The sequence below is a fragment of the Pedobacter humicola genome (assembly GCF_056490705.1).
The window spans coordinates 1-20,899 of the sequence record NZ_JBWJIG010000020.1 but is presented as its reverse complement, the minus strand read 5'-3'; the positions used below and the strand labels follow the sequence as shown (position 1 = coordinate 20,899).

General features: G+C 44.4%; 17 protein-coding genes. All 17 read right to left on the bottom strand.

All coding sequences use genetic code 11. The annotated features are described in order from the left end of the window. Positions 1 to 33: 33 nt before the first annotated feature. The 17 genes from AC04Q1_RS23315 to AC04Q1_RS23235 all read right to left on the bottom strand — a co-directional run bounded on the left by AC04Q1_RS23315 (position 34) and on the right by AC04Q1_RS23235 (position 20,731). Positions 34 to 1,173, bottom strand: a complete 1,140-nt coding sequence (locus AC04Q1_RS23315; RefSeq protein ID WP_478366952.1) for a glycoside hydrolase family 43 protein — start codon at positions 1,171 to 1,173, stop codon at positions 34 to 36. Positions 1,174 to 1,259: 86 nt separating this feature from the next. Next, on the bottom strand, positions 1,260 to 2,366 hold the full coding sequence (locus AC04Q1_RS23310; RefSeq protein WP_478366951.1) for a glycoside hydrolase family 88/105 protein: 1,107 nt from the start codon (positions 2,364 to 2,366) through the stop codon (positions 1,260 to 1,262). A gap of 82 nt (positions 2,367 to 2,448) precedes the next feature. Then, positions 2,449 to 4,380 (bottom strand): RagB/SusD family nutrient uptake outer membrane protein, encoded by a 1,932-nt coding sequence (locus tag AC04Q1_RS23305; RefSeq protein ID WP_478366950.1) that lies wholly within the window; start codon positions 4,378 to 4,380, stop codon positions 2,449 to 2,451. Between the two features lie 11 nt (positions 4,381 to 4,391). After that, entirely contained in the window at positions 4,392 to 7,895 is a 3,504-nt protein-coding gene (locus AC04Q1_RS23300) for a SusC/RagA family TonB-linked outer membrane protein (protein ID WP_478366949.1), read from the bottom strand. A 345-nt stretch (positions 7,896 to 8,240) separates the two neighbouring features. Further along, positions 8,241 to 9,413: a FecR family protein gene (locus AC04Q1_RS23295; RefSeq protein ID WP_478366948.1), complete on the bottom strand. Its 1,173-nt coding sequence runs from the start codon at positions 9,411 to 9,413 to the stop codon at positions 8,241 to 8,243. 90 nt (positions 9,414 to 9,503) lie between these two features. Then, positions 9,504 to 10,094, bottom strand: a complete 591-nt coding sequence (locus tag AC04Q1_RS23290; protein WP_478366947.1) for an RNA polymerase sigma factor — start codon at positions 10,092 to 10,094, stop codon at positions 9,504 to 9,506. 450 nt (positions 10,095 to 10,544) lie between these two features. After that, positions 10,545 to 11,141: a hypothetical protein gene (locus AC04Q1_RS23285; RefSeq protein ID WP_478366946.1), complete on the bottom strand. Its 597-nt coding sequence runs from the start codon at positions 11,139 to 11,141 to the stop codon at positions 10,545 to 10,547. A gap of 100 nt (positions 11,142 to 11,241) precedes the next feature. Further along, positions 11,242 to 11,772: a thermonuclease family protein gene (locus AC04Q1_RS23280; protein WP_478366945.1), complete on the bottom strand. Its 531-nt coding sequence runs from the start codon at positions 11,770 to 11,772 to the stop codon at positions 11,242 to 11,244. Beyond that, complete coding sequence (locus AC04Q1_RS23275; RefSeq protein ID WP_478366944.1) at positions 11,748 to 11,963, bottom strand: hypothetical protein; 216 nt, start codon at positions 11,961 to 11,963, stop codon at positions 11,748 to 11,750. Before AC04Q1_RS23275 ends, AC04Q1_RS23280 begins: the two co-directional genes overlap by 25 nt. 82 nt (positions 11,964 to 12,045) lie before the next feature. Then, a complete protein-coding gene (locus AC04Q1_RS23270; protein WP_478366943.1) occupies positions 12,046 to 12,894 on the bottom strand; it encodes a hypothetical protein in 849 nt (282 codons plus the stop codon). Between the two features lie 10 nt (positions 12,895 to 12,904). After that, positions 12,905 to 14,233: a hypothetical protein gene (locus tag AC04Q1_RS23265; protein WP_478366942.1), complete on the bottom strand. Its 1,329-nt coding sequence runs from the start codon at positions 14,231 to 14,233 to the stop codon at positions 12,905 to 12,907. A 36-nt stretch (positions 14,234 to 14,269) separates the two neighbouring features. Further along, complete coding sequence (locus tag AC04Q1_RS23260) at positions 14,270 to 14,659, bottom strand: DUF6804 family protein (protein WP_478366941.1); 390 nt, start codon at positions 14,657 to 14,659, stop codon at positions 14,270 to 14,272. Next, positions 14,659 to 15,405 carry a PH domain-containing protein gene (locus AC04Q1_RS23255; RefSeq protein ID WP_478366940.1) on the bottom strand — a complete coding sequence of 249 codons (747 nt, stop codon included), beginning with the start codon at positions 15,403 to 15,405 and terminating at the stop codon, positions 14,659 to 14,661. The genes AC04Q1_RS23260 and AC04Q1_RS23255 overlap by 1 nt, the downstream gene beginning before the upstream one ends. Before the next feature lie 95 nt (positions 15,406 to 15,500). After that, the gene (locus tag AC04Q1_RS23250; RefSeq protein ID WP_478366939.1) at positions 15,501 to 15,839 is read right to left on the bottom strand and encodes a hypothetical protein; all 339 of its coding nucleotides are present in this window, start codon (positions 15,837 to 15,839) and stop codon (positions 15,501 to 15,503) included. Between the two features lie 1,074 nt (positions 15,840 to 16,913). Beyond that, on the bottom strand, positions 16,914 to 17,978 hold the full coding sequence (locus AC04Q1_RS23245; RefSeq protein WP_478366938.1) for a type I restriction endonuclease: 1,065 nt from the start codon (positions 17,976 to 17,978) through the stop codon (positions 16,914 to 16,916). A 406-nt stretch (positions 17,979 to 18,384) separates the two neighbouring features. Continuing rightward, on the bottom strand, positions 18,385 to 19,050 hold the full coding sequence (locus tag AC04Q1_RS23240; RefSeq protein WP_478366937.1) for a DNA-binding response regulator: 666 nt from the start codon (positions 19,048 to 19,050) through the stop codon (positions 18,385 to 18,387). Positions 19,051 to 19,060: 10 nt separating this feature from the next. Further along, positions 19,061 to 20,731 (bottom strand): tetratricopeptide repeat-containing sensor histidine kinase, encoded by a 1,671-nt coding sequence (locus AC04Q1_RS23235; protein ID WP_478366936.1) that lies wholly within the window; start codon positions 20,729 to 20,731, stop codon positions 19,061 to 19,063. Between the last annotated feature and the right edge of the window lie 168 nt (positions 20,732 to 20,899).

Sequence of the window (20,899 nt, the reverse complement as noted above, 5' to 3'; positions counted from 1 at the left end):
TTTTTATGAAAACAGCTTGATCTGCGAGGAATATTATTTTTTCAGTGTCGGGCCGTGCACAACCAGCTTGCCGTCCTTAGTCACTTCCATTTTATCGATAAACACCAGCCGCTGATGCCCCGTAGCCTCAGTACGGCCATGATATACACAGAGCATCTGTTTACCGTCTGCCGAATAGGTAACGCTGTTGTGGCCTGTTCCGGTTACCGCCCCCTTCTTCTGTAAAACCGGATTATTCTCTGCTTTTTTGAAGGGCCCCAAAGGGCTTTTTGATGTGGCATAACCGATCGCATAATTTTGTCCGTCGAAGTTATTGGCCGAATACATCATATAATACAGTCCGTTTTTTTTAAAGATATAAGAACCCTCTGTCCACCGCCTGTTTACTTCTTTGCTCGTTACCGAACGGCTTTCCCATTCAGCTTTCATATCCTTCATCTTAACCGGCGGACGCAGCAACAGCACAGGCTGACCAATCACCCCTGAAAAATCAGGCTTTAGTTCTACGCCATATACCCAGCTTTCTTCCACTTCCTGGTACCAGCCTTTTTTTCTGGCCCATTGCGCTACCTCGCTTTCTACCGGGTGCTTGTAACAGCATCTGGAATAGTACAGATAGGTCTTGCCATTCTCAACCAGGAGGTTGGCATCGATCACCGGATACCCGGGATCAAAAACAGGGCGGTCGTTCAGGTCGGTGAAGGGGCCTGTTGGTGCATCCGATACGGCTACGCCGATCTTAAAATTCTCCTTTTCATTACCCGGATTATGTTTCCATTGAGCGCTGTAAAACATATAATACTTACCGTTTTTCTTATACACTTCTGGTGCCCAAAAAGAATGTATGCCCCAGCCATTGGGATTATCGTGGTGGTAAACCTGCCCCTCAAACTTCCAGTCTTTTAAATTAGTGGACGAATAGGCGCCGAATCCGTTTTTCACATCGCCCCCGGTTCCGTACATATAATATTTGCCCTGATCCTGCAGCACATACGGATCGCCAAATGGGATGGGCAGGGGGTTGCCGGTAGATTGGGCTTTTAGTCCAATAACCGACAAAACAAGACATAAACAGCAAAAAGTAAACTTGATCATAATCCTATTTGATGAAACATTCATAATTGCAATTTCAGGGTTTTCTCCGGATTTTAAAAACGCTTGTTCTCTAATCATGGGCAACAGAGTCTAATCCAGAGAAAGGCAAGCTATTGACCCTGGGTTAAACAAGTCCATCCCAAGGTCAACAGCAAATGAGGATCCTATTTTCCTAACAGCGCGGCTGCACACCAGAGATAGGGCGCCTGGCCGTGAAAATCGCCCGCATTGCGGGGACGGTCGCGGTAATGCAGTTTATCATTCTTTTTACCTGTACCCACACAAACTTCTGTTACATTGTCGCGTTCGTCAACATAAGTGGCCATAGCTGTCCAGGCTTTCTTTGCCGCCGGGCCATATTGCGCAGCATCAAGCCATCCCTGTTGCACGCCCACGATAAATCCATAGGTAAACATAGCAGTACCCGAGCTTTCAACCCAAAAATCTGGTTCATCGATCAGCTGGTTCCACATGCCTCCTAGCCTTTGGTATTCTTTTAAGCTTTGCATCATCTTCAGGTAACCTTCCATAATACGGGGGCGGTCTTTGTGGTCTTTTGGTAACGAAAGTAAAAGATTGGGCATGCCCACAGCCATCCAGCCATCGCCCCTGCCCCAATAGTAAGGAACATCCGGCGCATGATAGAAAAGTCCGTTAGGCCGTTGCAGCTCGTTGAGGTAAAGAACCATTTCTTTTGCCGCGCGGTCGATATATTTTGGGTCGCCGGTTACCTTATAGGCTTCATTCTGCACCACGGTGATCATGTACATATCATCAATCCACAGACGCGTTTGCCAGGAGTAACCCTTATCGGCCCACGATTTTTCTTCCTTCTTTGCATTTCCGGGCAGTTCCCACTGTGCATCGGCATAGGCCAAACCGATTTGCTTATAGCGCTCATCTTTGGTAATCTGGTAAAGTTTAAGCGCAAGGCTACCGAACATGTTGTAATCCACATGGTTCATCGGTGGCAACAGCGGTTTCTCCCTGGTAAAAAAGGGTTCAAATTTATCCTGTAATAACCTGATCAGCTTCTGGTCATTTGTTTTTACCGCATAATCAAGGGCACCGTTCCAGGTGCAAACCTCCGCATAATGGATATAGCTGCCGGCATAGAGTTCATGCCTTTCGTTCACAAAGTGATAGGCCAAACGCCTGCCGATCTCTTTGGGTGATGATGTTTTAGGAAAGCCCGTGAGGTCTTTGTTCTGGGCAAACAGCAATTGAAATGAAAGTACCGCAAACAGCGATAAGATCAGTGTCTTGTACATATAGATTGTTCTTTATTTAAAATTATATTCCCGTTAATCAGTAGAATTCCTTTCTGGCAGGGTTACCAGAAAGGAAAAAACTTTATTGATTTTTATCTTCGTCCGCTACGGCATCCTGCCACTTGGTCCACATCTCAATACCCGCGCTGTAACCGCTATAGCCCTGATTCTGGCGTAACTTTCCATACAGGTTGGAGTTAATGGCCGTTTGGGGAATAGGCCAATAAATGTTATAGGGCATAATGGTATAGTTTCTGTTCTTTACGCTCACCTTATTTTTATTGTAATAATCATTGTAGTGCTGAATGCGCTGATACCAGTAACTGTTGTTTTCGAGGGTATTGGCATTGTAGGTATTTCCCCATTCATCAGTTTTACCGCTTAAAGCCAGACTGTAGGATATCCTGCTGAGCTCCATGTGCCGCCATTCTTCCATATACAGCTCGCGGGCACGTTCGTTAACAATGTCGCCAATGTTTACGCTGGTATAAAGCTGGGCACATTTGGCCCTTCTTCTTACCACGTTCACGTCTTCAGTAGCCGCGGAGATATTGCCTTTATAAAATTGCGCTTCCGCCCGTAACAGATAGGTTTCGGCCAAACGGTAGCAATACCAATCAGCTGCTCCGCCATCATTCCGGTTAGAGGTAGGCGTGGCCAGAAAAACAGGATCATCAATATAGATTTTATAGTGTGGCCAGTTAAACCAGCTTCTGATGGTATCGGTACACAAAATCGTATTGCCGTTGTACAACCTCAGGTTCTGTCCATAATAGGGATCGGTGGGATCGTTGTATTTCAGCATCTCCATTTTTGCCCAGTTCCCTACCGTGCTGCTGTGGCGCAGATCGGTTGCATCATCCGTGCCGTTAACCGCCCAAAGGCCAAACTGTGCAAAGTGGGTAGGCCTGATCACTGCTATCCCTCTGCCTACCGAACCGTTGATATCATATTCCGCCCTATATTTAGGGTCAGTTCTTCCCACTGATAACAATACCTTTCCACCTGGCGATTTTAATGCGTTCTGGTTCCACATCGGCCCCCAGTTGCGCATCGATTTATACCTGATGGTGGCATCCGTACCCTCGCGGTTGGGCATCACCAGGATGGCTTCCTTATTGGCGGCGATGGCTTTGTTGGATGGCCGGTGCAAGTCCCATATTACGTTACGGGTAATTGGCCAGGCCACGGGCGATGGGTTTTCGAATGTACCGAAGTTATCATTCATCAGTGAATAACCCGATTGGTTGATCAGGATATCTGCCTGGGCAATCGCTTTGTCCCACTGGCCGGTAGCCAGGTAACATTTAATCAGCAACTGGCGGCAGGCCCCTTTGTTGATCATGCCGATATAGCTCATTTTCGATTGATCTGGCACCCAGGCCACGGCTTTCTCCATATCGGCGGTAATCATTTCCAGAATGGCCTCACGGCTGGTGGTTTTGTAGTTCTGCTTTGGCGAACTGAGGATTTTGGTTACCAGAGGTACATCCTTATACTGAAAACAGAGCGCCAGGTAACGGAACGACCGGTGAAAATAGGCCCTTCCGAGGAACTCCTGTTTGGTCGCCTCATCCAATCCGGGCACGTTATCGATAAAACTGGTAATCGTATTGGCATATTTGATCCCGTTGTAGGTTTCGCCCCAAAAGAAGGAAATCATGTTGACATCATTGTCGAACATGCCATCCGTTGGGGTAAGGCGTGTAGCCACATCGGCAAAGATGCTGCCATCGTCTGTTTTACTCGCCACCGCCAGATCGGAGAGCATATACTCCGTTCCGATGGGTACCGAAATATCCCTTGTTTGCAGGTGGCTCCAGTAGGTACGCAGGTGCCTGTCGAGCATTCCGGTGGTTGCCTCCAGTCCGGCTCGGCTCGAAAAGGTGAGTTCGGGCTCATAAAAAGAAAGCGGGTCGGGTTTTAAAAACTCCTTTTTGCAGCCTGAATTTAAAGCAATGGACAGTATGCCCATCACGAAAAGAACCGATTGATATATGTTATTCGTTTTCATTTTTAATTCGTTTAAAAAGTTAGGTTTGCCCCGAAGGTGAATATCCTTGGCGCCAGCTCACCGGTTTCAATATCCCAATACCGCCAGTTTTTGTCTTTATTCCAAACGGCTAGATTGCGCACCGAAGCAAAAACCTTTAATTTCTGAATGTTATAGGCAGAGGTAAGTTTTTTAGGCAGCGTATAACCCACGCTTACGTTATCCAGCCTGATAAAGGAGCGGTCGAATACCCGCTGAGGAGCGTTAAGTCCGGCAGGACCTTTAGACTCGAGGCGCGACCAGAACTGGCTTGGGTTTTCGATGGTCCAGTACGGTTTCTCATAGGTATTGGCCAAACCCTGACTAATGGTCGAAGTACCGTTATCCTGGTTCAGATAGGCACCACTCAGGCTCTTATGGCCCCAGTAGGAATAAATGTTTACCGAAAAATTAAAGTTTTTGTAGGTAAAATCGTTCCGTAACGACCACATGATAGGCGCCTGTGTTTGTCCTAGAAATTCCTTGTCGTTATCGTTATAAACCGGGGTAACAGTACCATTGGCATTCTTTACATCATCCGCGGTGTAGTTGTTGGCCACTTTCGGATCACCCGGGCGCTGACCGTAGCGGGCAGCTTCGTCTACTTCATTCGTCTGCCAGATGCCCGTTACCCGGTAATTCCAGATGGAGCTGATGGGCTGACCGATAAACCATTGGTTGCCGATATCGCTTACCTCTTCGCTCGATACAACGTTGCCATTGGCATCAAGCACATCTACATACTGGTAATACAGGTGTTTGATCTTGTTGCTGTATTTAGAAAATCCAAGGGAAGTGTTCCAGCTAAAGTTTTTGCCCACGATATTCTGCGAATTTACCGAGATCTCAAAGCCATTGTTCTGTACCTCACCTAAATTGGTGGTGATGCTGCTAAAGCCTGAGAAACCGGGCAGAGACTGGTTCATGATCATATCGGTGGTCGACATCTGATAATAATCGAGGGTGGTGCTCAGTCGGTTACCGAAAAAGCCCAGATCTAAACCCACGTTAAAAGAAGCTGTTTTTTCCCATTGCAGATCCTTATTGGCCATACGGTCGATCCGCAGGTACTGAAACTGCACATAATCGCCATTGGCATTGATATAACCCTGGGTGCCTACGCCATTGGCCAGATTGGCCAGCGCTACATAAGGGTTATCGAGCGAACGGTTACCGTTCTGCCCGTACGACAGGCGTAACTTTCCGTTGCTCAGCGGTTTCCAGTTGAAGAACTTTTCGTTGGTGAAAGTCCAGCCTACAGCCGCCGAGAGAAAGGTAGCACGGGGATTGGAAGTACCAAATGCCGAATAACCGTCGCGGCGTACCGAGGTGGTGAGCATATAGCGGTCGTCGTACGAATAAAACAGACGGGCCAGCATGCCATCCGCGGTCTGGCGGCTATCGTTACTGTCGAACTCACTTTGCAGTTTGTCGCCACCCTTTGTTTCATGTAAACCCAGTGCATCGGTAGGCGAGATATCCCAGGCCTGGATAAAGTCCATCCACGACTGGCGCTCTTCTGCTTCCTGTACCAGGGTAATGTTTACACGGTGTTTTTTGGCAAAGGTTTGCTCCCAGTTAATGGTATTGTTAAACGACCAGTCGAAACGTTTGCTGTTCTCGCGGTATACGCCTGCCTTTTTCGAACCTGGTTTCCAATCGGGATGTTCTGATGAGGTAAAATAGCGTTTATAAAACCACTGGTAACGCGGCGAATAGTTAAACGAATAATTGATGTTGAGGGGCAGTTTTACCTTAGCGGTAAGGATGGTATTTAAAACGTTATAGCCACTCTCCAGATCCTGGTACTGTCTGTTAAAATCGTAGTTATATCCCCTCACGTCGCCGGTTAGGGTCGATCCCTGCGGGTATACTTCCAGATCGCCGTTCGCATTTCTGTAAGAAGCAAAAGGACTGTTGAAAATGATGGCCCGGCCCCAGTCGGTAGCGATGTTACCATCTGAACGGTCCTGAAAGTTAACATTTGCGCCAATATTCAGCCAGTCGGTTACCTTGCCGTCCACTTTCAGGTTGGAGCGGATCGATCGGTAATTATCGCCCACCACAACGCCCTCGTTGGCCAGGTACCCGGCCGACATATAATAATTGATCTTATCGCTGGCACCCGAAACGCTGAGGTTATAATCCTGGTTAAAGCCCTTGCGGAAACTATGGTCGTACCAGTCGAAGGTATTTCCGGCCAGATAGTTGGTGAGTACGTTGTGCCCAAGTCCGAGGCGTTTTGCAAATATGCGGTCATCCGAATCGCCCGCTTCGTTTACCGAATAAGCCCTCCAGGCGGCCTCGGTGATGCCATATTTGGCAAACATATCCGCAGTCGGTTTTTCATAATAGCCCGGTTTGCCTTTTGATGAGGCATCACTGCCGCCCACATAGGCTTCATAGTTGCCCGTAACCGGGTTTTTGCCATAGGTATCGGTAAGGTACCAGTCTTCACGGTATTTCATATAACCTTCGGGGCCCCATACCGGCCTGTTGGCGCCCATGGTAGACATGCCCAGGTTGGAAGTAAAGTTGATGGTTGGCTTGCCCTGCTTTCCTTTCTTCGTGGTAATGATCAATACCCCGTTGGCCGACTGTGCCCCGTAAATGGCCGCAGCCGAAGCGTCTTTGAGTACGTCGATCTGTTCAATATCATCCGGACTGATCTCGGAAAGTTCTCCATAAAAGATCATCCCGTCGAGGATGAGCAAAGGCGAGTTGTGGTTACCTGCGGTATATACCGAACGCTGCCCGCGGATGTTGATGCTTCCGCCACTTTTTGCCGAGGCATCGAGCCCGATGGTGAGGCCGGGTGTGCCCCTCAGGATATCCTGTACGGTGCGCGGATTTTCATCGGCAATTTTATCCGGCTTAATCTGCGTAATGGCCCCGGTGAGGTCTTTCTTCCTTGCGGTTCCATAACCGATCACCACCACATCCGTCAGGTCGTTAATGGTTGGGGTTAACCGGATATTCCCCATATCGCGTGCGGGGTTAAGTTCCAGGTTCTGATAACCGACAAAGCTGACAGTGAGTTTATCCCCCTCATCCACATTGGGCAACAGGAAGGCTCCGTTCTGATCGGTCGCCACAGATTTGCCTTTTCCCTTTATCGCTACAATGGCACCAACCAGCGGCTGATCTTTCTCATCTACCACCTTGCCCCGTACATCCATAAGGCGTGCGTTGAGGGGCAGGTTATCGGGGAAGGAAGCAAAGGCCCTTTTCCTGATGGTTACATCTCTGTCGTTAATCACATAGGTAAAGGGAGTATCCTTTAAAACAGCCTGTAAGGCCTGCTCTACGGTAGCGTTATTCAGCTTTACATTTTTAAGTACATTATTGGAAATAATGCCGCCCTCATAATAAAAGTCGTAGCCGCTCTGCTTTCGGATTTGTTTAAAAACAGATTTTAAACTGATTTGGTTCTCTTCAATGGTGATCCGCTGGCCGAATGAAGCAGCACTGACGTGCATGAGGGATGCTATCAACATGACGGTGGTTAATCGCATAATTAGCCATATTTTAGGGTATAACGCAGAGGTTATACCTGATTTAGTATAAATTCGATACATTTGGTTAGTGTTGGTTCTTAGGCAGCCTGCCTCCGGCGGTCGAAAACTGTTGGCCTGCTGCGTTCAATTGTAATTCAATGAATGGTTCCACACGCAACCAGGAGTGCTTCACTTCTGGTTTGCTTCTTTATATCATCTTACTCCTGTAAATATTTCTTCATCGTTCTGGTTTTAATGGCCGCTGTACGCCTGAACAGCAATACAACAGGCCCGTTAAGGTTTATTAATCTTATTTATTTGATGTATATCCGAAAGTTTGCTCGTTTATCTGGCCACATACACTTTTCTTCCTGCGATTTTAAAATGTACCTGGCCTGATGATTCGATGTGTCTCAGCACCGCCGATAGGGTCCTGCTTCTCGAAATCCAGCCGCCCGATTTCATGTTCTGCGGCACAGAAGCCTCGTAAACCACATCCACATTATACCAGCGGGCGATTTTACGCATGGCTACCCTAAAATCCAGTTCATCCAGATTGAAATCGCCATCTTTCCAGTCGATTACATTATCCAGGTTGGCCGCACTGAGTTCAATGCTGTTGCCGTTGTTAATGGCCTGCTCTCCCGGTTTAATCACCTTCCGCAATTTGCCCGAAGTAACACTCACCGAGCCTTCGATCAGGGTAGTGGCCACGGCGCCTTCGTCGGGGTAGCTGTTGATGTTAAAGTGGGTACCCAATACCTCTACCTCCTGTTTATCGGTGGTGACCACAAAAGGATGGGCTTTGTCTTTGGCGATTTCAAAATAACCTTCGCCCTGAAGCTTCACCCTGCGTTTGCCGTTTTCCATCAGGCGCAAGGAATAGGTTAAACTGGAGGCCGAATTGAGCCATACATAAGAACCATCGGGAAGTTTTAGCTTATAGGTTTCGCCATTGGCGGTAGATAGGGTATTGCTTTTGCCCGGGTCGCCCGAATTGCTGTTCAGCACGTAGGTGACTTCCCCATTACCCGATTTGGTGATCATCACACCGGCCTCTTTGGCCACTTCCCCATTCTGCACATCACTCAGCCTGATTTTCTTGCCGTTGGAAAGGGTTAGGGTAGCGCCCGACATGCCCGGGGCAATATCATTTTTATACACCTGCTGATGGGCCGGCTGCTCCCTGATGTTGTTGTAATACAGTAAACCTGCTGCAAAAACAAGGGCCACAACCGCAGCGGCGGCAGCGATACGCGGCCATAAACGAAAGGTTCTGGCGGGCTGTGCCTTAGGGCTGCCCGCTACAATGGATTGAAATATGCGTTCTTTAGCCTCAGCACTCAGGCTGGTCAGCACCTTTGGCTGTTCGTAACTTTCGGAAATGAGCCCATCTAAAAATCCAGTATAATCGGGATCTTCCACATAGGTTAAAAATTCGAGCCGTTGTTGCTCGGTAATGTCTTTTGAGAGGTACTTATCGAAAAGTTCAGCAAGCCTTAATTGCCCCTTGGTCATGTGTTTTTTTGGTTAGCTATTGTTAAGGTGATTTCGCCTTATCGATTACACTGACACTTCAGAAAGCAAAGGGGGTAGCCGTTTTTAAAATTATTTTAAAAAAATAATCATCAGTGCGGGATAAAGCATGGCATGGCGTTTAAAATGTTCGCGGATGGTGGCCAATGCCCGTTTCATGTGGTAGTGTACGGTATCCGCCGAGATATTCAGCTGTGCTGCTGCTTCATCATATTTTAGGCCTTCAAAATGGCATAACGCATATACCCTGCGCTGCTGTTCGGGCAATTGGCGCACGATATCGTCGAGCAACTGTCTGGTTTCCTTATAATCGAGTTTTTGCTGGGTACCCAGGTCATTCTCTGTATTGTTCTGCCCCAATTCCGTTTTAACCCTGCTGATAATCGCCTCATGGCGCAAGAGGTTTAAGGCCTGGTTACGCACCAGCCGGTTGAGGTAAGCGCCAAAGTTTTCGATACCGGTTAAATGACCGCGGTTAAACCATACTTTTAAAAAGATATCCTGTACAATCTCCTCGGCATCCGAATTGGAACGGGTAATTTTCTGCGCAAAAGTAAAGGTCAACTGCTGATAGTGTTCAAAAACCGCCCTGAATGCAAGCTCATCTCCAGCAGCAATCCTTGCCAGTAGCTCAGTTTCATTCAAAAGGTTTTTATCCCCCATGTTATTTCTTCCTTTTCATTATGATGTAAACAAAAAAAACAGCATCAACGCTACAGAAAATTTCATCCGTATTAAAATTGTCTCGCGATAGGGTATGCGCCGGGCAGCTGAAATGTTTTTATTTATCAGGGGTTAAAACTATTCAATTTTTTCGAAAATACAGTGGGGAGCGGTTGGTTAGCCGCAGGAGTCGGGAGTCCGGAGTCGATTTATCCGCATCAACTTTGCGTAAAGAATGGAAGATGTAAAATGGATGATGGAATGGTTCAGCGTAAATCAGCATAATCCGCGGGAGTGGGGCTAGTTTGGAGTTGGAAGTGGTTAACCAGTTGACAGTTGTCTAAGGTTGTTATCGATCTATGAAAACACCCAATCATAATCAATCAAATGAGCTAAATTATCAGTAGCTTATCATCAGGATTAGAACGTAGAAATAGCAATCCCGATGCTCTAATTCCTCGGTTCAGAAAGATACACCCTTATCCTATGTGTTGGGATACTTGCCCCGTATGCGGTAGCTTCGTAATGATTAGAGATGGCCGTGTGCATTAACACATCAACCTGGCCACTATTCCATTTGTCGGTACGTGTTAAACCGCCCGATGTATCAATTTTAGTGAGATTGCTTAAATCACCCTTTGTAGTGCCAACGCCATATTTTTGGGTAAAAAGCTTTACTAGGCTATTATAGCGTTCAATTAAAGCTTTGTTAAAAGCAAGGGGTTTAACATTATGGTCTGATTTGTCAAAGTTCCGCACATCCCATTCGTATCCGATTTTACGGATGATTGAATCCTTTTCGCTAAAGATATATTGTACAATGAGGTTGGGGATATCTTTTTCTACCCTGATAAACCTAACCGGCATGGCCATGCCTCCGGCTATAATAATATCTTCATCGTTGGTGTAAATTTTACTTTTTAGCTGTTGTTCCTGTTTAATGGCAAAGGCTATTTTCTTCCCCAACAAGTCGGGGTTAATAGCTTGAGCGTAAGCAACTGCTGTAACAGCCAGGAAGGTGCTTAGGAGGAAAAGTTTTTTAAACATGTTGAGCGTTATTAATCCTCAATAATAATTATTATTTCAGGATATCCATTATCCTATAGCTGATCTGCTGAAATTTATCTTATGGCAAGGCTTACCGCAACTACTTCGCCAAAACATGCTTCCTTCCCCGCCACTCCCAGGGCGCTACCGCAGCTGCTTCCTGCCATAAACCTACTTTGTTTTTCCTGGCGGTATTTTCCAGTTGCGCATACAGCGGATCGCCGGAGTATTTTTTAAAATGCCAGGCCATGCCCTGTTTAATCATTTCCTGATTTACTATCTGTTTTTTACGGTTGATGACCACAGCGATTAAGCGTTTATAGCGGTCGTATTTTTGGCCCTGCACGGTTACCATTTGCCCGAAACAGAGATCGGACAGGGCTTGTTTGGCTTTGGTACCGAAAGGCTGGTGACCGCGTTTCTCGGGGCAATCGATATGCGCCAAACGGATTTTAAGGGGCTGGTTCTGGTACAGTACTTCCATGGTATCGCCATCGAGGATGCGGATCACTTTGGCGGTAAAAACAAGCTGACTGGAACTTAGGGTTTTGCTTTCGCCGGGCGGGATGAAACAGCTTTGCAGCGTGAACCATAAAACCAGTATACTTATTTTTCCTTTTCCCAGCCGCATAATGTTTTCCCGTCTTTTTTGGCTTTTTCGATATCCACTTTTATAATTTTGTACGAGCAATTACTTAAACCGCGGCAATTGGCACTCAGGTGGTATTTTTTAGCACCGGGACTGTTGCAAAGGTACACGCTTGTAGGTTCTGTACAGGTAATGTTGGTGAAGAAAAAAAGGATGAGGGAGAGCGTTTTCATGATTTTGGGATGGATTTAAAGTAAATATAATATTTAATACGCTGTATGTTAAATCGTTAATACTGCCGTTAGCTAATTATTTTTATAGGATAATTTTTTGGATTACAGGTGCCAAGTTGGTGGGCAGATCGGTTGTTTTCAAATAGAATTTCTTCACTTTCATGGCTTTCAGCCAATCTGTCCAGTATTGTTTAATCACATCTTCCTCATAGGGGCTTTGTTTTGATGGATTAATCCCCAACACCACCACTTCAAGGTTCTGCAGATTGTTGGTTGCCGGGATAAAACCCAGATTATTCTTTTTCATGATCGTTCTATAATCCGCGGCCGTAAGCTTTTTTTCCTTAATAAATTCGGGAGTGATGTAAGAACTTTTGCCATTGTCGAGAAACTTACTGTCTTGATGGTACATATAACCATCGGTAAGGATAACCAGTATATTTCGGTGCTGCTCTTTAATGCAATAATCCTGCACATTGTTTTTGAAAAACTTCCAGATATCGGAGCCTATATAATGGCCATACTTAATGGTATGCTGATAGATTTTTGAAGAGATCTGTGTATAAGCATTATCTACACTTAAGATGTCTTTTTTACTCGCTTTCTGATCAAAACTAACTTTGAGCTGTTGGCTCAGCAGGTTGATATTCGTGATTTTAGGAATGGGATCGAAGAAAACCTGCATCTGGTCTTTTAAGAGCATGATTTTTTTTCCTTTTACATGATTAACAAATGCCGTTTCTACCGTTTTGATGTAGCCGAGGTCTCTCTGGTAAAAATCAGGGTTCTTTTTAGGGTCGACCCGATCGGATAAATCGAGTAAAAAGCTGATGTTCAGGTTCTGATTCTGGTTTTGTTGGGCTTTAACCTCTTTGGTGAAGACACCGGTGATCAATAAGATCAGCAACAGGCTTAATAATTTTCTTTTCATGTTGCTAATTTTATAAGGTGGATACGTAAACGGAGTTTTGTGAATCTTCGCTGGCGCCTACGTTTTTAAGGTTTTCATCATAACAGGCCCTGCATTCGGTTTGAAGATCAAATTTTTCGTGTTGCGAGATGCGGAGTTTTTCGTTCACAAAGGTGATCCAGCCCTGCATGTACTCGGAGGCATAGAGCACATATTCTTTGGTGGGGATAATCACGGCATCAATGATCCTTTGCAGGCTAACAATGCGGCCCTGTGCTTCAAGCGAAAGTTTTTTGATGTCGCTCAGTTCGGCGACCAGTTTCTCCTTTTGGATTTCGATGTCCGCTATACGGTCCTGATGGATCTGGATGTCTTTTTTCCTGCGGAGCTGTTCATGTTTGATTTTGTCCTTTTCGCGGTGTTCTTTCATGATAAAATCGAACACCACGCCCCAGATGAGGTAGACTACAAAACCCGCGAAGATGATACCCCAGAACTGGATTTTGCCAAAGGCAATTGGGATATTAAAAGGAGGCGTATCGAAGGTTTTGGTCAGATCATAAATCTTTTCTTCAATTTGGTAAGCCAGTATAGCATCGAACACAAAGGTAGTGAGTAGTAGCAGTCCGATTTTAATGTAGTTCCCCACACTTTTCACCTCACCAAACATGTGGATCAAATAACCCAGGCCGAGGAACACAAAGGGAATAAAGGTAACGAAGGCACCTTCGAGCGATCCGTCCTGCCAGGCTTTTGAAAAAGCTTTCGAATCGAGCACATTCATGATGATGGTACTTGTGGCATCGAAGGGTTTGAAAAAGGCCGAATAAGAGGTGGAGATGTAAAAGGTAAACAGATACAGGCTTAAAGGCATGAGGATGATCAGTCCGATCCAGAATTTGGTTGAGGCACCTTTTGAAGCGCTGATGTGGTATTTTTCGGGATCCCTGGCCAGCTCATTGATTTCGAATTTTAACTCTTCGATATCATCTTTTACCTTTCTGATATTGCTTTCAGTTAAGCTGATCTGCTGTTTTTTGCTTTCTTCGCTGATGGCGAGGGTTTTGATTTCAGTTTCCTTGGTCCGCTGCTCATTGATGTAGGGTTCTTTTGCAAGTTGCTGTTTTTCTACCAGTTCTTTTTCTTCGTTTTGAAATTTGGCATAAATGGCATTCAGGCATATCGACAGCGCCAGTGGGCTACCGCTGTTCCGCGACCCGTCCCTAAAGCCGGCTTCGTGGTAGGTTCTTTTTCTGGCCTCTTCCGCTTCTTCAGTAACAGGCACTTTAAGCTCCACATTTTCATCCTGTGGGGCATCGGCTGTTTTGGGGTTAAAAAATTCTTCTATTTGGGCAATCATAACATGTAGTTTAGAGTTTGATTTATTATTTCAGGATTATAGTTCGCGCTTTGCCGAAACGATGCGGTCTCTGGTGTATGTTTTTTGAAGGGGCGGCAGCTCAACAGCTTTTTCTTCTTTTTTATCGGCTGCCTTTTTGGTATAAAAAGCGATCAATAAAAAGAGTATTCCGGTGATGATATCGATCGGGATCCAGATGCTTTTGCGGTGCAGGTAAATGGGGAAGAGCGGGTTAAAAAGAATGAGCACGAGTAGAAATACGACCGCTAAAGCGTAGTTTTTTTGTTTAGCCCAAACGTAAATCAGCAGCAAGGCACCCAACGAAACTATTGTTCTCAGAAAGGTATAGCATTCGATAGGCAGTTTTAATATGGCCAGGAAACAGCAGAGGGCACAGATAATGAATAGAGACTTTATAGCTTTCATTACACGCGCGCCAGAATTTCATTTTTCTTGCCATCGAATTCTTCCTGCGAAAGAATTCCATTTTCTAACAAGGCTTTTAATTTTTGCAAAACGGCAAAAGGATCTTCTTGTAGGGCAACGCTTTCATTTGGGGTAACCGGTGTGTTATTTACTACAATGCCGCCACCTGCCGCAGCTCTTTTATCTTCCAGTTCTTTTTGCCTTCTATATTCCCGCATTTCTTCCTCTTTCTCCTGAGCATATTGATAGAGCTTTCTCGCTTGATTTTTGGGCAGATAATCCATCATGTTATGGAAGTTTCTCACGGTTTTCATTGTAAATGTTGCGCCTAATATCCCTTCTTTAATGTGGCAATCTGCAACATCTTTCCAACTGTAATCCTGAAAATCCATCGACAAACCAAAGTTCTTTGGTTTACAAAATATTATTCGCCTGTTCGTTAAGGCAATACAATCTGGTGAAAAGTTTATTGCTGGTTTCTTTTGTACAGCAATATATTCTACTTGTTCGTTGGAAGTAAGCAGGCTATTAATCCGCTCTAAAATCTTTTCTACAGCTTTCGGATCTTGCTCTTCATTTAAGAACTTTTTTAAATCGTTGATCATAATCTTTTGTCTAGCGTTGTTTGTAATTTTCATATCAAAAGTATGAAAGCACCAACAGCTCCCCTTACGGGAAACCGTAAAGTGAAAAATTATTCTAGAAAATATACCTATTGATAAACAGCAAGTTATAATGAAATCCAAGAAGCCAGCATCCCTTATATTCTGCTAATTGGTTAGGATGTAATGATAGGTGTCAAACTTGAGACTTTCCCGTATCATTGACTGATTCGTCTTGATTAATCATTCTTCGGCTTTACATAGTTCTCTGATTTTTCTTTTTTCCACCAGTTGTTGTCGAGGCGTTTGATGGAGTAAAAGGTTCGGGTGATGCCGAGTTTCATGGTGGCGGTATCGAGGTGTTTGCCCCATACATGGATGATGGTATCGGCACCGATGCGCACCCACCAGAAGGTTTTGCCATATCGTTTGGTGCTGTATACTTCGCTGATGGTGCCTTTGATGGTAGTGGTGTTAAAACCGGGTTCCATGAGCTGATAGGTTTTTACTTTTTGTTGCTGTGCCCGGGCAATACCAATGGCGCATGTAAATAAGATTAGCGTAACTAAATGTTTCATGGCACTAAGGTATTCAGGCTAAAAACGGATTCCTTACGGATAACCCCAGCGAGGTTTATTTCACTGCAAAAGGCGCAGAGAGAAGGGTACGGAGTACGCAGAGTTGGGTATTTACTTGCCGAATTCCATCCGTAGTCGCATAGGAAGTAACATAGGTTGTTCATTAGTGGATAACACAGTGGGTTAAAGCAGGCCGGTTATTCATCTGCGTGATCTTCCTGGATCTGCGGGAACAAAGCAATCGCCCGGAGTCTCCCGCTGATTACGGGGATTTACGCTGAACCCATTCCACTTTACATCTTACCACCATTAAGCAGTTAAGCATATTAAGGTTTTACTAAAGCGCCTGCTGTTGGTTATTGTGAATTGAGTGTTGAAATTATCCCTACCACTGACGTTATTTTGTAATTATTTATTATAAGCAACTTAAAGGAATTTGCATTTCCTCCCAGCTAGGCCAAAGCACCTCATCCACGTTCAACTAAGACCCGGCCTAACAAATTTTTCGGGGCCCACTGACCAAGCGACTCTACTGGCTTCAAAAGAAAAATTTTCAGCCGACATTTTTTGTTTCTTTTTGATGTCAAAAAGAAAGAGCCCTTCGGCGGCGGCGAGCCGAGGCAAGACGGAGCAGCAGGGCAAAAAAAATAATTTATACGTCAATCATATTGATTTTTATGTAATAAATTGTCCCACAGGATGACACATCTCTGCTTATTGTTTTTCACCACCTTAAACAGCTTAGTTCAACTTAGTGGAATAAGGCCCCTTCATAGAGTTAAACTTAGATGGGCTGAGGTGACTGAAGTGGTTGATAAGGAGAGATACTTTGCTCCGACTACGCTCAGCACAAGCTCGCTAATATTGACAGAGTCTATGAGAGAGGTCGTCATTGCAATGACGATACTATGAGGGGAATTATCTCCATTAATATCTCCTGTCATTCCTATTGATTTTTATGCAATAAATTAACCCTCAGGATGACAAATGGCAGGAATGAAAATGAGGGATTGCCCTGTCCGCTACAACAAACGATGAAGCAAGCCCTGCATTTTTTGAGAATTGAGACGTTAACTAATAAAGATCTATGGTTTGGTGCAGCTGGCTCCGGTAATCGTAAAGTTCGTCCAGATTGAACACCTGTTTTTTCTCGCCGGCATCTTTTCCGTTCTGAAAGGTTTCGATGTATTTATTGGCCGTATTAAAGTGGAACCTGCAGATGGGTTTACGGTTATTATCGTCCAGGAGTACACCAAAGTAGGATTGGGTATCGCGCGCGGCAATGCGTGCTGACGGAATCTTTTCGCGTAAAATGGCCTTTACAATCTGGAAGGCTTCCAACTCTTCTTCGGTGGTTACAATTTTGGATTCATCAGGGCTTTCATCAATTGGGTTCACTTTACCTGTCTCTTTTTTATCGATTTTCTCGTTGATATTCAATGCCGATTTTAAACGGTCGCTGATGGATTCGTTGATCGAAATGGCGAGGGCTTTTTTGGTATATTCTTTAAAAGCAATCATCCGGTTTGCGGTGAGGGGTTTATCGAAAAAGCGGTTCACCAATAACTTCACGATTTCATCTGAAGGGCTATCGATCTCTTTTTCAAATTCCTTTCTGATGGCTTTGATGTATTTTAAGCCTTCGGCCGAATCGAGGATGCTTTCTAAATTGTATTCGTTTTTGGTAAAACTTTCGAGGATTTTAATGGCGTTATCCTTTAGGTCTTCGATATCGATGGTGAGAAAAGGTTTCTCGTCCATGATGTTCGGTTTTTCCAGGTCGGCGTAGAAGTTATACACCGTTCCATTGGTGAGTACACCAAAACGTGCTTTCGAAACATGGTAGTAGCGGTGCAGCTGCGAGTTATGGGCATCGGCACTTTCTTTCCAGTGTTTGCATTCGAAAATGAGGATGGGCTCGTTGTTTTTACGGATCACATAATCTACCTTTTCGCCTTTTTTGGTGCCGATATCGCAGATGTGTTCGGGTATCACCTCGGTTGGGTTAAAGATATCGTACCCGAGGATTTGGATAAAGGGCATTACAAATGCATTTTTGGTGGCCTCCTCGGTATTGATCTGGTCTTTTAATCCGACCACGCGCTGGTGAAGCTGTTCTAACTTTAGTTTAAGATCCATTTTGCCTGAGCTTTTTGTTTGTTGATCAAATGTAGCGCAAGGACATTGTTTAATTTTACGGGAAACCGTAGGTGGCTCATTAGTCAATAGTTCATTGATAAGGTGCTTAGTCGGTTAAGTGGTTATTACTTAAATCGGTTAATCGACACGTCCACTCCCAACGCTCAACTCCAAGCTCCCAGCTCAAAAGGTTAAATGTTTAAATCGGTTAATTGTACGCCAACGCCCAGTCCTAAACGCAAGGCTGGCTCCGTCATCCATTTTCCACCAACTTCCCCACCTCCACAATGTGCTTAAATGATCTTATATTTCTGATATGGTAAAATCTTGGCAAGCGACTATTTTTTCCCGCTTTCCGCTCTTCGCTCTCCGCTATACTCAAATTCCAGGCACTTCGGACTACGAACTAAATCACCTTATTCGCGATGCAATAAGCGATGAGCTGACCGTTATTGGTAATATTCAGCGCCGTTTTGATGTAATTTATCCGTTTTTCGATGCTGCTTAAACCGGATGGTTCCATCTTTTTTTCTTTTAAAATGCCCGCCATTTCTTTCTGGGTTTTACCATCTAAAATAAGCGATACAATGGTTTTATCGTAAGTGGTAAAATCGTGCAGGTACTCTTCTTTTTGCCGCAGGTTTGGCGAATGGTATTTTTTGTTTTTATAAATGCTTTCTAAAGCCAGCTTAAGGTCTTTCGCATCATGGCGTGCCTTAGGTACATAAGCATCGATATCATATTCTTTAAAGAGGGTATTGGCAATGAGCGCCCTGTTTTCTATCGAAAATACGAGGATCTTTAAGTCGGGCTGTATTTCTTTTAAAGCTTTGATCAGTTCTCTGCCGCCTGTTAATTTTTGTTTTGGATAATCTTCATCAAAAGAAAGATCGGTAATGATGAGTTCGTAAGGATCGCCATCACGAAGTGCTTTTTGTACGCGTGTAAATGCATCATCACAATAAAATACATAATCTTTGTCGGCTATGGTGATACCCAGATCGGTAAGTGCACTGCGGAGCGATTTACTTACAATTTCGTGGTCTTCGGCGATGAGTACGTTTTTGAACATATTTATATTTTTATAAGGTTGGAAATGAAAATTCAACACGAAGCCCTTCATCGGGCCTGGTATCAAAAGTAATATGGCCCGAAATACTTTCTATACGGGTTTCCGTATTTCTCCAACCATTTTTAGGGGTTAAAACCTCCATTCCTTTTCCATTATCAGCATACAATACCGTTATACGGTCGTTTTCCCGTTTAAAATGTATGGTCACCATCGCTGCACCGCTATGTTTTTTCATATTGGTCATCAGTTCCTGTAAAATACAAAACACTTCGGCCCTGGTATCGTTTTTAATATCTTCCCAAAGTTTTTCGCCCCCACCTTCCAATACAATGTTGGTTTTAGCCGAGGCGTAGGCATATAACATTTTCGATAACTCAACTGAAAAGCTTTCTTCGTGGTTGTGCTCTTTATTGTCGTAAGAAAGATCTCTCGATATTTTATAAATCACATCCAGTTTATCGGCCAGGTCATTCTTGTCTATTTCGTTCGTATTTTCAACTTCCGACATCACCTGGTATACCCTATTGGCCACACGGTCGTGGATTTTTTTCACATATTTGAGCTCTGTTTTTTTAACTTCTATTTCCTTTTCCTGTTGCAGGCTTTTTTTCCGTCTACGGTAGAGGAAATAACCCAATAACAAACAGAGGATCAAAGCAGCGATCCCGATATTTCTGATGAGGATATCTTTTTGTTTTTCGATGTTTTCAGCCTGGGCTTTTAGAAAATTGGCTTTGTTTTTCTCTGAATTGTAGCGGATCACTGCAAATTGATTCTTGGCAGCGCTACGTACCGTTTGTATGCTGTCGCTCAGGTTTTGATAGGTTTGGAAATATTGTTTGGTTGCAGAAGGCTGACTAATCCTGATCAGTTTTTGCAGGCCTTCCAATCGGTCGTCCGCCCGGTTGATCACCTGGGCAACCTGATATCGCTTATTTGCATAGAATAAAGCAGAATCGGGTTTGCTGTTGGTGTAGTAATCGGCAAGGTGGGCATAACTGGCATTGAGTTCTAACAAACGGTTATTTTTCTTTCTTATCGCCAATGCCTTTAATAATTCGGGAGCCGCCTTATATGCCGGGTTTTGAAGCCATTTGCTGAGGGCCAGGTTGGACAATACCTTTGCATAGGTTTCACTGTTGACTGATTGATTTAAAATACCCTGATAGATGGCGATTGCTTTTGGATACGCTTTTCTTTTTCTGTAAATATTTGCAATATTATTTTTAACAACGGCCTGGGGATCAACGCCCGTAGTGTAGTTTAATGCTTCTGTATAAAATGCAATGGCCTGGTTATAGTCTTTTAAGTTTTCGGAAGCGAGCCCCAGGTTATTGAGGTTCGATATGATAAAAATGTGCTGCTCTGCCAGTCTTTTATCAAAATATGGTGTTGCATTAATGGATAGCTCTTGCCCGCCAAAATAATCGCCGTTATCGGTTGAGATAATGGCCATATTTAAAAAGCACTTGGCAACACCCAAACTGTCTTTCTGTTGAAGAAAGAGGTCTTTCGCTTTATCGAAATAGTAGAAGGCACTATCGCTTTTCTGCTCTTCGGAATATTGATAAGCCTTATCGTATATCGGATTATTTTGTTTTTTGACTTTTACATCGGGGCTTTTCTCTGAGCAGGAGTACAGGAACAGGGTGGCGATGAGGGTAATGTTGAGGCGCTTCACTTTTTTAGATTTTAATCTAAATTAAAGAAATTTACTTTGGAATGCACCTATTGGTCTGTTTTTAAAAAGGTCAAATGCCAATGGCTTGAACATTTGACGATATTAAATCGAGTAGGAAGATAGGGATTAGTTCCCTATCTGTCCACTCACACCACTGTACGTACCGTT

Coding starts and splice junctions, on each gene's coding strand:
- AC04Q1_RS23315 (WP_478366952.1), bottom strand. CDS start 1,173: ATGATTAGAGAACAAGCGTTTTTAAAATCCGGAGAAAACCCTGAAATT.
- AC04Q1_RS23310 (WP_478366951.1), bottom strand. CDS start 2,366: ATGTACAAGACACTGATCTTATCGCTGTTTGCGGTACTTTCATTTCAA.
- AC04Q1_RS23305 (WP_478366950.1), bottom strand. CDS start 4,380: ATGAAAACGAATAACATATATCAATCGGTTCTTTTCGTGATGGGCATA.
- AC04Q1_RS23300 (WP_478366949.1), bottom strand. CDS start 7,895: ATGTTGATAGCATCCCTCATGCACGTCAGTGCTGCTTCATTCGGCCAG.
- AC04Q1_RS23295 (WP_478366948.1), bottom strand. CDS start 9,413: ATGACCAAGGGGCAATTAAGGCTTGCTGAACTTTTCGATAAGTACCTC.
- AC04Q1_RS23290 (WP_478366947.1), bottom strand. CDS start 10,094: ATGGGGGATAAAAACCTTTTGAATGAAACTGAGCTACTGGCAAGGATT.
- AC04Q1_RS23285 (WP_478366946.1), bottom strand. CDS start 11,141: ATGTTTAAAAAACTTTTCCTCCTAAGCACCTTCCTGGCTGTTACAGCA.
- AC04Q1_RS23280 (WP_478366945.1), bottom strand. CDS start 11,772: ATGCGGCTGGGAAAAGGAAAAATAAGTATACTGGTTTTATGGTTCACG.
- AC04Q1_RS23275 (WP_478366944.1), bottom strand. CDS start 11,963: ATGAAAACGCTCTCCCTCATCCTTTTTTTCTTCACCAACATTACCTGT.
- AC04Q1_RS23270 (WP_478366943.1), bottom strand. CDS start 12,894: ATGAAAAGAAAATTATTAAGCCTGTTGCTGATCTTATTGATCACCGGT.
- AC04Q1_RS23265 (WP_478366942.1), bottom strand. CDS start 14,233: ATGATTGCCCAAATAGAAGAATTTTTTAACCCCAAAACAGCCGATGCC.
- AC04Q1_RS23260 (WP_478366941.1), bottom strand. CDS start 14,659: ATGAAAGCTATAAAGTCTCTATTCATTATCTGTGCCCTCTGCTGTTTC.
- AC04Q1_RS23250 (WP_478366939.1), bottom strand. CDS start 15,839: ATGAAACATTTAGTTACGCTAATCTTATTTACATGCGCCATTGGTATT.
- AC04Q1_RS23245 (WP_478366938.1), bottom strand. CDS start 17,978: ATGGATCTTAAACTAAAGTTAGAACAGCTTCACCAGCGCGTGGTCGGA.
- AC04Q1_RS23240 (WP_478366937.1), bottom strand. CDS start 19,050: ATGTTCAAAAACGTACTCATCGCCGAAGACCACGAAATTGTAAGTAAA.